This window comes from Pseudomonas sp. CIP-10 (assembly GCF_020911845.1).
Taxonomy (GTDB): Bacteria; Pseudomonadota; Gammaproteobacteria; order Pseudomonadales; family Pseudomonadaceae; genus Aquipseudomonas; species Aquipseudomonas alloputida.
The window spans coordinates 4,527,726-4,542,120 of the sequence record NZ_CP087160.1; the positions used below are offsets into that span (position 1 = coordinate 4,527,726).

General features: G+C 56.1%; 10 protein-coding genes. 4 read left to right on the forward strand and 6 right to left on the reverse strand.

Going from position 1 to position 14,395, the window contains the following annotated elements; all coding sequences use genetic code 11:
* Positions 1 to 231 precede the first annotated feature (231 nt).
* From LMH93_RS20425 to LMH93_RS20440, 4 genes are read left to right on the forward strand one after another with little or no spacing between them, the layout of a single operon-like run.
* Positions 232 to 1,026 carry an ABC transporter permease gene (locus LMH93_RS20425; RefSeq protein WP_177010435.1) on the forward strand — a complete coding sequence of 265 codons (795 nt, stop codon included), beginning with the start codon at positions 232 to 234 and terminating at the stop codon, positions 1,024 to 1,026.
* Complete coding sequence (locus LMH93_RS20430; RefSeq protein ID WP_197863303.1) at positions 1,023 to 2,240, forward strand: ABC transporter ATP-binding protein; 1,218 nt, start codon at positions 1,023 to 1,025, stop codon at positions 2,238 to 2,240. Before LMH93_RS20425 ends, LMH93_RS20430 begins: the two co-directional genes overlap by 4 nt.
* Positions 2,237 to 3,670 (forward strand): class I SAM-dependent methyltransferase, encoded by a 1,434-nt coding sequence (locus tag LMH93_RS20435; RefSeq protein WP_197863304.1) that lies wholly within the window; start codon positions 2,237 to 2,239, stop codon positions 3,668 to 3,670. The genes LMH93_RS20430 and LMH93_RS20435 overlap by 4 nt, the downstream gene beginning before the upstream one ends.
* Entirely contained in the window at positions 3,670 to 7,392 is a 3,723-nt protein-coding gene (locus LMH93_RS20440) for a glycosyltransferase (RefSeq protein WP_230064535.1), read from the forward strand. Before LMH93_RS20435 ends, LMH93_RS20440 begins: the two co-directional genes overlap by 1 nt.
* A gap of 51 nt (positions 7,393 to 7,443) precedes the next feature.
* On the opposite strand, the gene LMH93_RS20445 is transcribed toward LMH93_RS20440, so the two are convergent.
* The 6 genes from LMH93_RS20445 to ihfB all read right to left on the reverse strand — a co-directional run bounded on the left by LMH93_RS20445 (position 7,444) and on the right by ihfB (position 14,055).
* A complete protein-coding gene (locus tag LMH93_RS20445; RefSeq protein WP_230064536.1) occupies positions 7,444 to 8,490 on the reverse strand; it encodes an acyltransferase family protein in 1,047 nt (348 codons plus the stop codon).
* A 190-nt stretch (positions 8,491 to 8,680) separates the two neighbouring features.
* Complete coding sequence (locus LMH93_RS20450; protein ID WP_230064537.1) at positions 8,681 to 10,042, reverse strand: phosphomannomutase; 1,362 nt, start codon at positions 10,040 to 10,042, stop codon at positions 8,681 to 8,683.
* Positions 10,043 to 10,172: 130 nt separating this feature from the next.
* Positions 10,173 to 11,615 carry a mannose-1-phosphate guanylyltransferase/mannose-6-phosphate isomerase gene (locus tag LMH93_RS20455; RefSeq protein ID WP_230064538.1) on the reverse strand — a complete coding sequence of 481 codons (1,443 nt, stop codon included), beginning with the start codon at positions 11,613 to 11,615 and terminating at the stop codon, positions 10,173 to 10,175.
* A 327-nt stretch (positions 11,616 to 11,942) separates the two neighbouring features.
* Positions 11,943 to 13,373 (reverse strand): MBL fold metallo-hydrolase RNA specificity domain-containing protein, encoded by a 1,431-nt coding sequence (locus tag LMH93_RS20460; protein ID WP_230064539.1) that lies wholly within the window; start codon positions 13,371 to 13,373, stop codon positions 11,943 to 11,945.
* A 102-nt stretch (positions 13,374 to 13,475) separates the two neighbouring features.
* Positions 13,476 to 13,739 (reverse strand): lipopolysaccharide assembly protein LapA domain-containing protein, encoded by a 264-nt coding sequence (locus LMH93_RS20465; protein ID WP_059395294.1) that lies wholly within the window; start codon positions 13,737 to 13,739, stop codon positions 13,476 to 13,478.
* A 19-nt stretch (positions 13,740 to 13,758) separates the two neighbouring features.
* Positions 13,759 to 14,055: an integration host factor subunit beta gene (ihfB, locus tag LMH93_RS20470; RefSeq protein ID WP_003252675.1), complete on the reverse strand. Its 297-nt coding sequence runs from the start codon at positions 14,053 to 14,055 to the stop codon at positions 13,759 to 13,761.
* Positions 14,056 to 14,395 lie beyond the last annotated feature (340 nt).

Genomic DNA, 14,395 nt, shown 5'->3' on the forward strand with positions numbered 1-14,395 from the left:
ATTTTGGCCTTTAGTCTGTCGGCCACATCGCAAGCCTCTCAAGACGCTTGCACATGACCCGAATCCGAATCAGATAAGGAAGGTGGCTACAGTCTTTGACGGAAAAACGGGTCAATCTGCCAGGCAACATTCAGCACTGCTTTTCAACTGACACCTAGCAACATCCGGTCAGTAAAGAACCAACGCACTGAAAAAGCGTCTCATGACGCTCCAGTACCTTAAGGAGATCACATGTTTGGATTATTGAGAGGGCTATTCAGCTACCGAAGCTTTATCGCCACCTCGATCCGCAACGAGTTTGTTTCTCGGTTTTCGCGGAGTAGCCTTGGCGGGCTTTGGATGATTATCAACCCGTTGGCGAACGTGCTGATCTATGCACTGATCCTGTCAAACGTGCTGGCTGCAAAGCTGCCAGGCATTGATAACAAATACGCCTATGCGCTTTATCTCATGGCAGGCACGCTGGCCTGGAGCCTGTTCTCCGAAATCATCAATCGATGCCTGACGCTCTTCATCGAAAACGGCAACCTCATGAAAAAAATGAAGTTCCCGAGAATCACACTGCCCTTCATCGTATTGGGCTCTGCCCTGCTCAACAATTTCCTGCTGCTGCTTTCTGTCCTGGCGGTCTTCATATGCCTCGGCCATTGGCCCACCTGGCAGATGCTGTGGGCTGTTCCACTGATTCTGACAGTGGCGGCCTTGGCGATGGGGCTGGGTCTTGTACTGGGTGTGTTGAACGTTTTTGTGCGGGATATTGGCCAGGTGGTGCCGATTGTGCTTCAAATCCTGTTCTGGTTCACACCCATTGTTTACCCCATCAATATCATTCCCGAGAATCTGAAATCACTGCTCGCCTATAACCCCATGCTGCCACTGGTAAGTGCGTATCATGACGTATTTGTCTATGGCCTTTCTCCCAACTTCCTGGCTTTGGCCAGCACGGTAGCCCTCACTTTGGTTTTGCTGGCGCTGGGTCTTTATATTTTCCGCCGCGCGGCGCCTGAAATGGTGGATGCACTATGACTTTGCTAAGTGCTAAAGATTTGGGTAAAGCCTACCGTACCTATAGAAGTGAATGGCAACGGATCGCACGCTGGTTAGGCATCCGGATCAATCCTCGCGAAGAACACTGGGTGCTCCAGCACATCAATTTCGTCATCAACGCAGGTGAGGCAATCGGCATCGTTGGCCAGAATGGCGCTGGCAAATCAACGCTACTCAAAATGCTCACTGGCACGCTGCAACCCACCACGGGGGAGGTGCAGGTGAACGGGCGCATCGCGGCGATTCTGGAGCTGGGCATGGGCTTCAACCCAGAATTGACCGGCCGCCAGAACGTCTATCACGCCGCTGGCCTGATGGGGTTCAATGCCCAGGAAATTGAGGCATTCATGCCAGATGTCGAGAAGTTCGCTGAAGTCGGCGAGTATTTCGATCAGGCAGTGCGGACTTACTCAAGTGGCATGCAAATGCGGGTGGCCTTTGCAGTAGCGACAGCCCGTCGCCCGGAGATACTGATCGTAGATGAGGCCCTCTCGGTCGGCGACAGTTACTTCCAGCACAAGAGCTTTGACAGAATCCGCGAATTCCAGGAGCAAGGCACCACACTACTGATCGTGTCTCATGATCGCAGCTCCATTCAGGCATTGTGCGACCGAGTACTCCTGATAGAAGGCGGCACCGTGATCAAGGACGGCGCCCCCGAAGAAGTGATGGATTTCTACAACGCCATCATTGCCGAAAAAGAGAACGCGACCGTTCAAGTCCACACGCTGGCCGATGGTACCGTGCAGACGCGCTCGGGTTCGGGTGAGGCTACCATCGATAGCCTTGCGCTTTACAACGAGGCCGACGCGCCAATCGAATTTGTCAGCGTCGGCCAATCGGTCAGTTTGAAAATCAGAGTCAAGGTGAACCAGGCAATTCCGGAACTGGTGGTCGGCTACATGATCAAGGACCGCCTGGGTCAGCCAATTTACGGCACCAATACTCACCATCTTGATAAAAAAATGGGGGCATTGGAGGCGAATACTGAACTGGAATATACGTTCAAATTCGAGGCCAACATTGGCGTAGGCTCCTACTCGATCGCTGTCGCGCTTCATACAGCGGACACACACCTCAATGCCAACTACGAATGGCGGGATCTCGCACTCGTGTTTAATGTTATCAATTCAGACAAGGTACCCTTTGTAGGCTCAGCCTGGATTCAACCCACTGTGGAGTGTGTCCAATGAGCCAGTTTTATCGCGCTTTCGAGGACGAGCACCGCGGTTCGCATGAGACCATCAAGCAGCGTTTACAGGTTTATCTGCCGTTCATCACACCGCTGTTGAAGCTGTACCCAGAGGCCCACGCACTGGACGTAGGCTGTGGCCGTGGCGAGTGGCTGGAAACGTTAATCGAAAATGGTTTCAAAGCCACTGGCGTCGATCTGGACGAAGGGATGCTGGAGGCCTGTCAGGCCCGCGCACTGCCAGCAAAAAAAGCAGAAGCTCTCTCCTACCTGCAATCATTGCCAAGCGACAGCCTCACCGTATTGAGCGGCTTTCACATCGTTGAACATATTCCGTTTGACGCGCTGAAGGCTTTGGTCAGCGAGGCCAACCGGGTACTGAAGCCTGGCGGGCTGTTGATTCTCGAAACCCCAAACGCCGAAAACCTGATAGTCGGCACTCAGAATTTTTACCTGGACCCCACTCACGAACGCCCAATCCCGCACATGCTGCTGGAGTTTCTGGCGAAGTTCAGCGGTTTCTGGCGCACAAAGCTATTACGTCTACAAGAAAGCCCCAGGTTGATCGACGCGCCTTCGCTGACATTGATGGAAGTGCTCGGCGGTGCCAGCCCCGACTATGCGATCGTCGCCCAGAAGGCCGCCGGCCAGCTAGACATTTCAGCGTTCAACGCAGTGTTCGAAGGCAGCTACGGCTTGAGCTTGGCCGATCTGGCTCAGCGCTATGAAGCCACTCTGTTTAACAGAGCCGAGGAGCAGCGTCAGCTGCTGGACCACAACAACGCACGCGTCAGCGCTGTGGAGCGCGAAAACGCAGCGCTGCAGACCCAGGTGCACGACCTCAAGGTCTCTGTGCTGAACTTGAGGCTGGATGAGCTCAAGCTTGCCAACGACACGCTACAGCGCTCGTTGGACGAGGCATTGAAAAACGCTCACCACTGGCACACGGAGGCAGAGGTTCGTCAGCAGCACGTAGTAGCGCTCAGTGACGCCAATGCTTACAAGGATCAGACCGTCAGCGCGCTGACTGAACACCTCCAGAAACTGAAGACAAGCACCTCGTGGCGGGTTACAGCCCCCATGCGCCAAGGCGTGATCGTAACGAGAAAGCTGATTTTCTCGCCAACAAAAACATCGAAGCAGCTCATACGAGCGGGCCTCAAGGGGGTTCTGAGCCGGCCAACCTTGCGCAGGTTCATCAAAAAGGTTCTGGCGCGCTCCCCGTCGACCTACGCACACTTGCAAAAACTGGCGGCACGCCTGCGATCTGAGTCTGCCCTGGCCTCCCAGACGGTGCAGTACACAGAACCTTATGCCAGCACAACGTCCGCCCCGGGCGATGCCCCGGCAGCTCCGGCTGATTTCACGGAAAACGCCAAGGCCATCTACTTGCGATTGAACAGCAACGAACCACGTAAGGATATGAATTGATGCGCGTAGTCATTGACCTTCAAGGCGCCCAAGCTGAAAACAGAAATCGGGGCATCGGGCGTTACGCGCTTTCGTTCACCAAGGCTTTTATTAAAAACCGTGGCGATATAGAAGTTATCGTCGTGCTCAACGGCCTGTTTGGCGACTCGATCGACGCCATTCGCGATGAGCTGCATGGCCTTCTGCCTGACAGCCACATTCGGGTTTGGGCGCCCAGCAGTAACGTCAGCGCACTGACGAATGATCACCGATGGCGCACGCAAGCTTCCGAGCGGGTGAGAGAAGCGTTCATAGGCGAGCTGCGCCCAGACCTGGTATTGGTCACCAGCCTGTTCGAAGGGCTGGTGGACGATGCCGTCACCAGCATCAAGACGCTGAGCTCAGCCCCACCAACAGCGGCCATCGTTTATGACCTGATTCCGCATATCAATCCAGAAACCTATTTGAGCTCGCCTGCGGTCCGTCAATGGTACGAAACAAAGCTGAAGCAGCTTCGCCGCGCGGACCTGGTGCTGGCCATTTCAAATTCTTCACGTTCAGAGGTGATTGATCACCTAGGCTTCCTGCCCAGCCAGGTGGTCAATATTTCGACAGCGATCGACACCGATCACTTCCGCCCAACACTTGTCGACGCACAAGGTGCAGCACTTAAAAGCCGCCTTGGTATTACCCGCGAGTTCGTGATGTACACAGGCGGCATCGACCCTCGGAAAAACATTGAAGGGCTGATCAGCGCCTACGCCAAACTCAGCGCACCTCTGCGCCGCGAGCACCAGTTGGTAATCGTGTGCAATATTCGCCCCGAAGACCACTCGCGCCTTGAGGGCCTTGCCACTTCCAATGGCCTGAAAAAAGGCGATGTCTGCTTCACCGGCTTTGTTAGTGAAGAGGACCTGCTTGCGCTGTATAACCTGTGCAAGCTTTTCGTGTTCCCGTCCTTGCATGAAGGCTTCGGCCTCCCCGCACTGGAAGCCATGGCGTGTGGCAAACCGGTAATCGCATCGAATACCTCCAGCCTGCCAGAAGTCGTGGGGAATGCTGAAGCGCTCTTCGACCCGTACCAACTGTCGTCCATCACGACAAAGATGGAAGCCATTCTCGGGGATGATGCGCTGAGGGCCAGGCTGTCAAGTTTTGCAGTTGAGCAGGCGCGCAAATTCAGCTGGGACCGGACAGCAACGTCCGCACTACAAGCGATTCAGAAGTGGGTAGGCGAATTCGGTACCCAGCCCAAATCCGTCCGTTCGACAAAGCGCCCGCGCCTTGCATATGTGTCACCCCTTCCACCTGGCCGGAGCGGCATCAGCGACTACAGCGCCGAGTTGCTTCCTGAGCTCGCTCAGTATTATGAGATTGATGCCATTGTCGCTCAGGAGTCGGTCACAACGTTCGACGCCAGCGTCAACTATGCCATCCGCTCGGTCGCCTGGTTTGAAGAACATGCGCATCGGTTCGACCGCGTCATCTATCACTTTGGCAATTCCACATTCCATGAACACATGTTCCGGTTACTGGATAAAATCCCTGGAACCGTAGTGCTGCACGATTTCTTCTTATCAGGCGTTGTAGCGGACATCGAGATTCATCAAGGGCAGCCAGGGTTCTGGACGCGCGCGCTGTACCAAAGCCATGGGTATAACGCAGTCCAGGAGCGTATCAATGGCCTGGACAGTGCCGATGCCGTCTGGAAATACCCGTGCAATCTACGCGTGCTCCAGAAAGCCGAGGGGATCATTGTTCACTCAAACTATTCGATCCGTTTGGCGCAAGAATGGTACGGTGAGTGCGCGGGCCGCAACTGGAAAGAAATTCCGCTACTGCGCACACCGCGGTTCCCTGACGCGCGCAAGCGCGTTGCTGCTCGGGACAAGCTCGGGTTTGCCGAGAATGATTTCGTCGTATGCAGCTTTGGCCTGCTGGGCCCTTCCAAACTGAATAATCGCCTGCTTGACGCCTGGCTTGAGTCCGAGTTGTCGAGGGATGAAAATTGCCACCTGGTCTATGTCGGGCAGAACAATGAAGGTCTCTACGGTGAAAGCCTGCTGAAGAAGATCAATGCCAGCCACTGCCGCAACCGCATCAAGATTACCGGATGGGCGGACGCTGACATGTTCAAAGCCTATCTGGAAATCGCAGATGCCGCAGTGCAGTTGCGATCCTTGTCGCGCGGTGAAACATCGGCAGCGGTGCTCGATTGCCTGAATTACGGTATCGCGACGATTGTCAATGCGAACGGCAGCATGTCGGACATCCCGGACGCCAGCATTGTCAAACTGCCAGACTCGTTCGAAGACGCTGCGCTGTCCGAAGCACTGAATACGTTGCGCAATGACGCGAACACTCGTGAGCAGGTGGGTGCAGAGGCTAAACGACTGATCCATACCAACCACGCCCCACGAGCCTGTGCAGCCCTTTACCGTGACGCTATCGAAGCCTTCCACGAGGAAGCGTCCCACTCCATAGCAGGCGTTGTCAGCGCAATTGCGGAGCTGGACAAAGCCAACTTCAAATTTGAAGACTCCATGGCCCTTGCCCAGTCCATTGATCGCAGCCTCACTCCGCCAATGTCTCAGCCTCAGTTGCTAATCGACATTTCAGAACTGGTTAATCGAGATGCCAAAAGCGGCATTCAGCGGGTCGTCCGCAGCATCCTCGAAATATGGCTTACGACACCGCCTGCCGGCTATCGCGTCGAGCCGGTCTATGCAACGGATGACAGCGCGGGTTATCGATATGCTCGGCACTTCACCCTGGGCTTCCTGAACTGCCCTAATCACCTGCTCCAGGATGAGGCGGTGGTGCTGCGCAGTGGCGATCGTTTCCTTGGTCTGGATTTGCAGCCCGCCATCGTGCCAAAACAGCACCAGGCGCTGGCAGACATGAAGCGCCGCGGGGTAAATGTGCAGTTCGTGGTTTATGACCTGCTGCTGAAGAAACTGTCTCATTGCTTCCCCGAAGGTGCAGCGGATGCGCTGGACAGATGGCTGGAAGTGGTATCGCAATCCGACGGCGTCGTTTGCATTTCCAAAGCCGTCGCAGATGAAATGGGGGAATGGGTTGCCGAGCATCGCAAACCTGGCAAGCGCCCATTCGATATATCGTGGTTCCACCTGGGTGCCGATATTTCAACACCGACGCAACCTGGGGCTCACAGCGCGATACCAAAGCCGGTGCTCTCGCAACTGCAGGCCCGCCCTTCGTTCTTGATGGTCGGCACTGTTGAGCCAAGAAAAGGGCACGCGCAAGTACTCGACGCATTTGAGTTGCTTTGGGCCAACCAGAAGGATGCCAATCTGCTTATCGTTGGCAAGCAAGGCTGGATGGTCGAGTCGCTTGTGCAACGCCTGAAGAACCACCCTGAGAACGGTAAACGTCTGTTCTGGTTCGAAGGCATCGATGACGATTACCTTTGCAGCCTCTATGCACAAGCCGATGCTTTGATAGCCGCATCGCTTGGCGAAGGGTTTGGCTTGCCACTCATTGAAGCGGCGCAGTATGGGCTACCGCTGATCGTCAGGGATATCCCGGTATTCCGGGAGGTGGCAGGCAACCATGCGTTCTACTTCGAAGGGGAACAGCCAAAGGATCTTTGCGAAAGCCTCACCACTTGGCTGGACCTTCATCGTGATGCCCAGCACCCACAATCCAATGGGATGCCGTGGATTACCTGGGAGCAGAGCGCACAACAACTGTTTGCCGCCATACAGGCGACCGTGAAGTAGCTGTAAACTGGCGTCCCTCTTCACCCTGAGAAGGGGGACGCCATTGCTGCATCAAGCCAAAACTTTGGAATCGGCAGCAGAGAAGTATCTCTTCTTCATATCAAGTGCAGGCTTTTCTACGAAGTGCCATGATGCGGCACCCGCAAGCACAGATAGCACTAACGACAGAACCGTGAACACATAGACATCCGTGATGGATGGGAAAACGCTAGCCAACACCTGCTGGATGACAAAGCCGTACACGTATATCCCGTACGAATAATCAAACCTGTTCAAAAAGCTCATTTTCTTTGCAAGCAAGCAGATCGAAATCAAGCAATATGGCCAAAGCACCAGATAGAAACCTGCAGAGAAGTGCCAGTCACCACCATTATTAAAGAACGACCAGATGATTACAGCAATGGCTGGAATCGTTATAAACCAGGACATATAGACCTTGTCCTTAAGATGCGCCAGGAGCGCGCCATACAGGAAAAGATAGCCTAACTCGTTCAAGAACAGCTTGGACACGGTAAAGACATAACTGTCACGCATGAACGTGTCATGCAAGTGCAGCGTCAGCATGACCAGCATGGCCAGCAGGATGAATCGCCAGTTGAAGGATCTTGACCAGGCCAGCACCATGATCCCGACATAACACAGCACTTCCAACGGCAATGTCCAAAGGCACCCATTCACCACCTGCACGGCGTTTTCAGTAAAGACGCCAGGTATGAAAGGATGCAAATCAAATAAGGTTGCATTACGAAGGTACTGCCAGGTTTCCGCTTGAGTGATGTACTCGGAATAGCTAGGTGCCAACAACCCCAGCACAAGCAGGGTCACCAGCACCGAAACGAACAACCCAGGAAATATACGGGTCACTCGGTTAGTGAAGAACGTGAAAAGGCTCTGCCCTCTTAACATCGAAAGGGTCACTAAATACCCAGAAATAACAAAAAACGCATCAACGCCAATTTTGCTGAAGCCTATAAGTCCATTTCGCTCAAAAATATCGCCATGATCCAAACCGAGCACGACATACGTATGAGTAATGATTACTAATGATGCGGCGATAAGCCTCACCATAGTAAAGCCATTTCTCTTGTCAGCAATCACGTTTTCCCCTCCAATGGAAGCTTTAAAAATACCCGCCCTGAGCCACGTCATAGCAACGTGACCCTCAACGTTCAGGCGGTAATCTTATACGCAATCCAGGTGCGTCAGCCAACCGACGGCCGACGCAGGGTGACGTGAAGTGCACCTGAGGCCTCGGTAACCCTCCGACCTCATGCCTCAACGAAGCTGCTTACCCTTGAATCAGCTTGGCGATTTCTGCCACACGCTCTGCAACCAGAGCCTCATCCGCGCGGCTTTCAACGTTCAAGCGCAGCAGCGGCTCAGTGTTCGAACCACGCAAACTGAAGCGCCACTGCTCAAACTGGACACTGATTCCATCTGTGCGGTCTACCGTTGGATTATGCGGCAGGTAATGGGCAAGGATTTTATCGATGGTGCCTTTGACATCCGCTACTTCGTAGTTGATTTCACCACTGCACGGGAACGCCGCAATGCGCTCGTCCACCAGCTGTGCCAGGCTTTTGCCGGACAGGCTCATCAATTGGGCCACCAACAACCATGGGATATTTCCGCTGTCGCAGTAGGCAAAATCTCGGAAGTAGTGATGGGCACTCATTTCGCCGCCGTAGACGGCGTCTTCGGCACGCATGCGCTCCTTGATGAAGGCATGACCGGTTTTGCTCTGGATAGCCACCCCCCCGGCAGCCTCAACCTGTTCGATCGTGTTCCAGGTCAGGCGCGGGTCATGGATGATTTTGCTGCCCGGGTGTTTTGCCAACAGCATTTCAGCCAACAGCCCAACCACGTAGTAGCCTTCGATGAAGCGCCCCTGGTTGTCGAAGAAGAAGCAGCGGTCAAAATCGCCGTCGAAGGCAATGCCCATGTCTGCGCCCGTATCAAGCACAGCTTGGCGGGTCAGGTCACGGTTTCCTGGCAGCAATGGGTTGGGGATGCCATTGGGGAAGTTGCCGTCGGGTTCACCATTGATGATGATGAGTTCCAAGGGCAGGCGCGCCTTGAGCAGTTCCAGCACCGGGCCAACAGCACCATTGCCTGGGTCAGCCAGCACTTTCAATGGCTTAAGCTGGGCCGGTTCGATGTAAGTGAGCAGGTGGTCAATGTAGGCGGTTTTATCGAGTGCCTCCCGAACGCTGCCGGCGGTAGTGGCAGCAGTCCCCAAGTCACCCGCTTCGACTCGCATGCGGATGTCGTTGAGGCCCGTGTCACCACTGATTGGCCGCGACTGCTCGCGCACCAGTTTCATACCGTTGTAGCCTTTCGGATTATGGCTGGCCGTTACCATGATGCCACCGTCCGCCCGGTAGTGGCTGGTGGCAAAATACACCTCTTCGGTACCGCAAAGGCCAATGTCGATCACATCAGCACCGCCTTCGGTCAGGCCCTTCATCAGGGCCAGGGACAGGCCGGGGCTTTCGAGGCGCATGTCACGGCCGACCACATAACTACGCCCGCCCAGCTCTGCCACCAGGGCACGGCCAATTCGATAGGCAATGTCGTCATTGAGGTCCGCCGGTACCTGGCCGCGGATGTCATAGGCTTTGAAGCAGCGGGTCTGGATAGGTGGGTGCATACAGCTCACTTGTATACGGCGACGCTTGCGCGAACGCCAATCAGAAAGGGGGAAGTCGGCGAAAGGCTTGCCGAATGGAGTCAGCCCCGCGCCTGGCTCAGGCGCTTGGGGCTAACTGGAGCGCCAGAATTCAGGCGTCGCAACGACCGTAATTGTCCTCGAAGCGGACGATGTCGTCTTCGCCGAGGTAGTCGCCGCTTTGAACTTCGATCAGCACCAGGTCGATTACACCCGGATTCTGCAGGCGGTGTTTGTGGCCAGCACGAATGAAGGTGGATTCGTTGGTGTTGAGCATCAGCTCCTGGTCGTCGTTGACCACGACAGCCATTCCGCTGACGACGATCCAGTGCTCACTGCGGTGGTGGTGCATCTGCAGCGACAGCGACGCCTTGGGCTTGACCACGATACGCTTGATCTTGAAGCGGTCGCCGTCCTCCAGAGTGGTGTAGGTGCCCCACGGGCGGTGGACCGTACGGTGCAGCAAGTGGGCAGAGTGGCCATCGCTCTTGAGGCGCTTGACGATATGCTTGACGTCCTGAGCATGGTCTTTATGGGCAATCAGCAGCGCATCCGGGGTATCTACCACCAGCAAGTCCTGCACGCCTACCAACGCAGCCAAGCGGTCCTCTGTGCTCACGTAGTTATTGCGCGAATCATGAGCCATTACTTCGCCTTCGAAGCGGTTGCCCTGATCGTCGGCGGGCGTCAGCTCGCTGACCGCGTTCCAGGAACCGATATCGCTCCAACCGATATCGCAGGGAATAGTTGCCACTTTCTGCGAGCGCTCCATCAAGGCGTAGTCGATGGAAATATCCGGCACCTCGGCGAAACGTTCGGCATCGAGCGCAAGGCAGCTATAGCCTTTTGAAGTTGAACGGCGCGAAGACTCAAGCGTACGCTCTACAGCCTCGAGCACATCGGGAGCGTGTGCCTTGAACTGTTCGAGTACAGTACCCACCTGGAAGCAGAACATACCGGCGTTCCAGTAATAGTTACCGGCCGCAACGTAGGATTCGGCTGTTTTGGCGTCTGGTTTTTCGACGAAACGCTCGACTTTGAGCCCGCCCTCAAGCAAACCGCCAGATGCTGCTTCGATGTAGCCGAACCCGGTTTCAGGGTATTGCGGCCTGATGCCGAATGTAACAAGCCAACCCTGCTCAGCCAACTGAACGGCCTTCGCAACCGAGTCGGCAAAAGCGGCTTCGTTCTGAATCAGGTGGTCGGCGGCCAGCACGAGCATGTACGCCTGCGGGCCACGGGACTCCAGAAGCTGCAGTGCCGCAGCCGCTACCGCAGCGGCGGTATTGCGGCCGAAGGGCTCGAGGATGTAGCCCTGGCTCAGGTTATGTTTGTTGATGGAGCGATATTCGTCCTCGGTCTTGAACAGTAGTTCGCGGTTGGTCACTGTGAGGACTTCAACCACACCGCTCAGATCGGCGGCGCGCAGGAAGGTTTTCTGGATGAGGTTCTGCCCGTCTGGCAGGGTCATGAACGGCTTCGGATGAGCCTCACGCGATACAGGCCACAGACGGCTACCAACGCCACCGGATAGAATTACCGGGATCAATTCCATATTCGAGTCCTTAACGGCAACTTGAAGTTTCAAACCTCAGGAAACCTACATGTGTCTTATATATCTGACAGCCGCCGCGTTCGGATGCAGCGGCAATAAATGTACGCGCCCAGCGAGATGATTCCTGGCCATCCATAGGCTCAAGACGCAAACTCAGGCTCGTAGAATAACAGAGATTTTTTCACGTAGCTTGTGCTGGAGACGGATGAGACCGCACCACCGACCGTCAGCTCCAGGCCGGTTTCGGCGCAGCTCCAATGACCTCCAAACCTTGACAATACGCATGAGACAACGGTACGCGTCAACGTTCAACGGTAACCCCAATAATTAGGGAATAAGTACTTCCCAGTCGGGATTACGCTTGACCAGACGCGACCTGAGCGCCTCCTGCAATGCCACTTTCGCACGCTGATGGCCGTGTACTAACGCTACACGTCCAGGCACATCCGGTATCCCCTGTACGAACTCTACCAGCCCCGCCTGGTCCGCATGCCCCGAATACCCACTCAACGTGACCACCTTCGCACGGACCTCGTACAGGCTTCCATCCAGATCAATCTGCACAAACCCTTCTGCCCCTTCACTGGCCTGTATCACCGCCCCCGGCGTACCCTTGGCCTGATAGCCGACGAACATCACCTCATGCCGCGCATCCCCGAGCATGGCCTTGAGGTAATTGACGATGCGCCCACCCGAGCACATGCCATTGCCAGCTATCACGATCGCCGGTCGCCCGGTGCTTTTGAGGTAATTGACCACCTGCTGATGCCGGGCATGGGTATCCACGCTGATCAACTGGCTGAAATCCAGCGGGTCCCGCCCTTCGGCAAGCCGCGCCCTTGCTTCGGCATTCCAGTAGTCGTGCAGCTCCCGGTATACGCTGGTGATGCGCTGAGCCAGGGGCGAATCGAGGATGATAGGCAATTGCGACCAGTCGAGCGGGTCGCCAACAGGCCCGGGGCCAGCGCTGCCCAACAACGCCTTGCGATGAAGGATGTCTTCCAGCTCGTACAGCAGTTCCTGGGTGCGGCCCAGGCTAAAAGCCGGGATGAGGATGGTACCTTTGTCAGCCAACGCGCGATCGATGGCGGCTTCCAGCCGCTGCCTGCGGTCGCCGGCCTGCGCATGCAGGCGGTCGCCATAGGTACTCTCCAGCACGAGCACATCAGCTCGCTCCGGCGGCTGCACCGGGCGCAGCAATGGGTTGCCACACGCACCCAGGTCGCCGGAAAACACATAGCGGCTATTGACCTGCCCGTGCTGCATGTCGCACTCGACGTAAGCCGAACCCAGCAGATGCCCGGCGCGCTGCAGGCGAATACGACAAACCAGGCCAGGGCGCTCAAGCACCGCGTGCCACTGCTCGAAAGGCAGCGGCACGATCAGGTCACGGATGAAATCGATGTACCGCGCCACCTGCGCAGGCTCGCTGCTGATGCTCAGCTTGTAGGCATCTTCCAGTACAAGGGGCAGCAGCCGCGCAGAGGGCTCACTGCACAGGATGGGGCCGCGATAGCCGGCAGCCAGCAGTGCAGGAATGCGACCAACGTGGTCGAGATGAACATGGGTAATAACCAGGGCCTGGATGCCTTGGATATCGAAGCCGAGCGCAGCGCTTTGCGCACCCGGCGCAGCTTCGCTCCCCTGCTCAAGCCCGCAATCGATCAGCACACTGGCGGAGGGACCAAGGTGCAACTGATGACAAGACCCGGTGACGCCGCGGGTAGCACCGTGATGGGAAAGGCTGGGATATTCCATGCTGCGCACACTCGCCGGGGCCGAAAATGAAGTGGGCTATTACTCCATGAAGGCCGATGCGTGCATAGGTGATACTTTCCTCAGCAGGCGTAGGAAGTTTCCTTAGTTGCTGCTGAGTGCCGCCTGACGGGCAGACTCTCTGATCTTGCGCTTGCTGCGTTGCACGCCGTAGGCACCCAGCAACGGCCCGACTGCCAGGCCAATAACCAGGGCGGCCAATACCAGCACAGCAACCGGCATTTCCGGCGCAGCCCAACCGAACAGGACCAACGACACGGCTTGCTGGTTCTCCAGCACGAAGAACAGCACCACAGCCGCCAACAGCAGCACGAACACCGCCGCCAGGGCGCGCTTGAGGTTACGCATCAGAATGCTCCTTGATTGATCAGGCTTCAGCCTCGTCTTCTTCGTTGACCCGGTCTCGCAGCTCTTTGCCAGGTTTGAAGTGCGGCACAAACTTGCCCTCGAGGCTGACCGACTGGCCGGTCTTCGGGTTACGGCCCACGCGGGGGGCGCGATAGTGCAGCGAGAAGCTGCCAAAACCGCGGATCTCGATGCGATCGCCAGTGGCGAGGCATTGTGACATCTGCTCAAGCATGGTCTTGATGGCCAGCTCCACGTCCTTGGACGAGAGCAGCCCCTGATGGGTGACAATACGTTCGATCAGCTCCGACTTCGTCATATTTTTCCCTTCGTTATCAAGCAGCTAGATCATTGCTTAACCAGTTTGTAGCACGCCGGGAAGGATTTGAACAGAGTGGATCTTGACTTAATAAAAAAATTCAAGATTGAAGTAATTCAAGAATGGTCTACCGCTTAGACAGGCCAGCGCTGCCTGATTCGCGGGTGAACCCGCTCCTACAATGGGGGGGTGTCAGCCTGAAGTTAGCGTGGTCCGGCGCCATCGGCGCAGGCGCGGGTTTACCCGCGAACACCGGCGATGCCGGTGCCATCCACCGTGGCGCCTGATTCGCGGGTGAACCCGCTCCTACAATGGGGGTGTCAGCCTGAAGTTAGCGCGG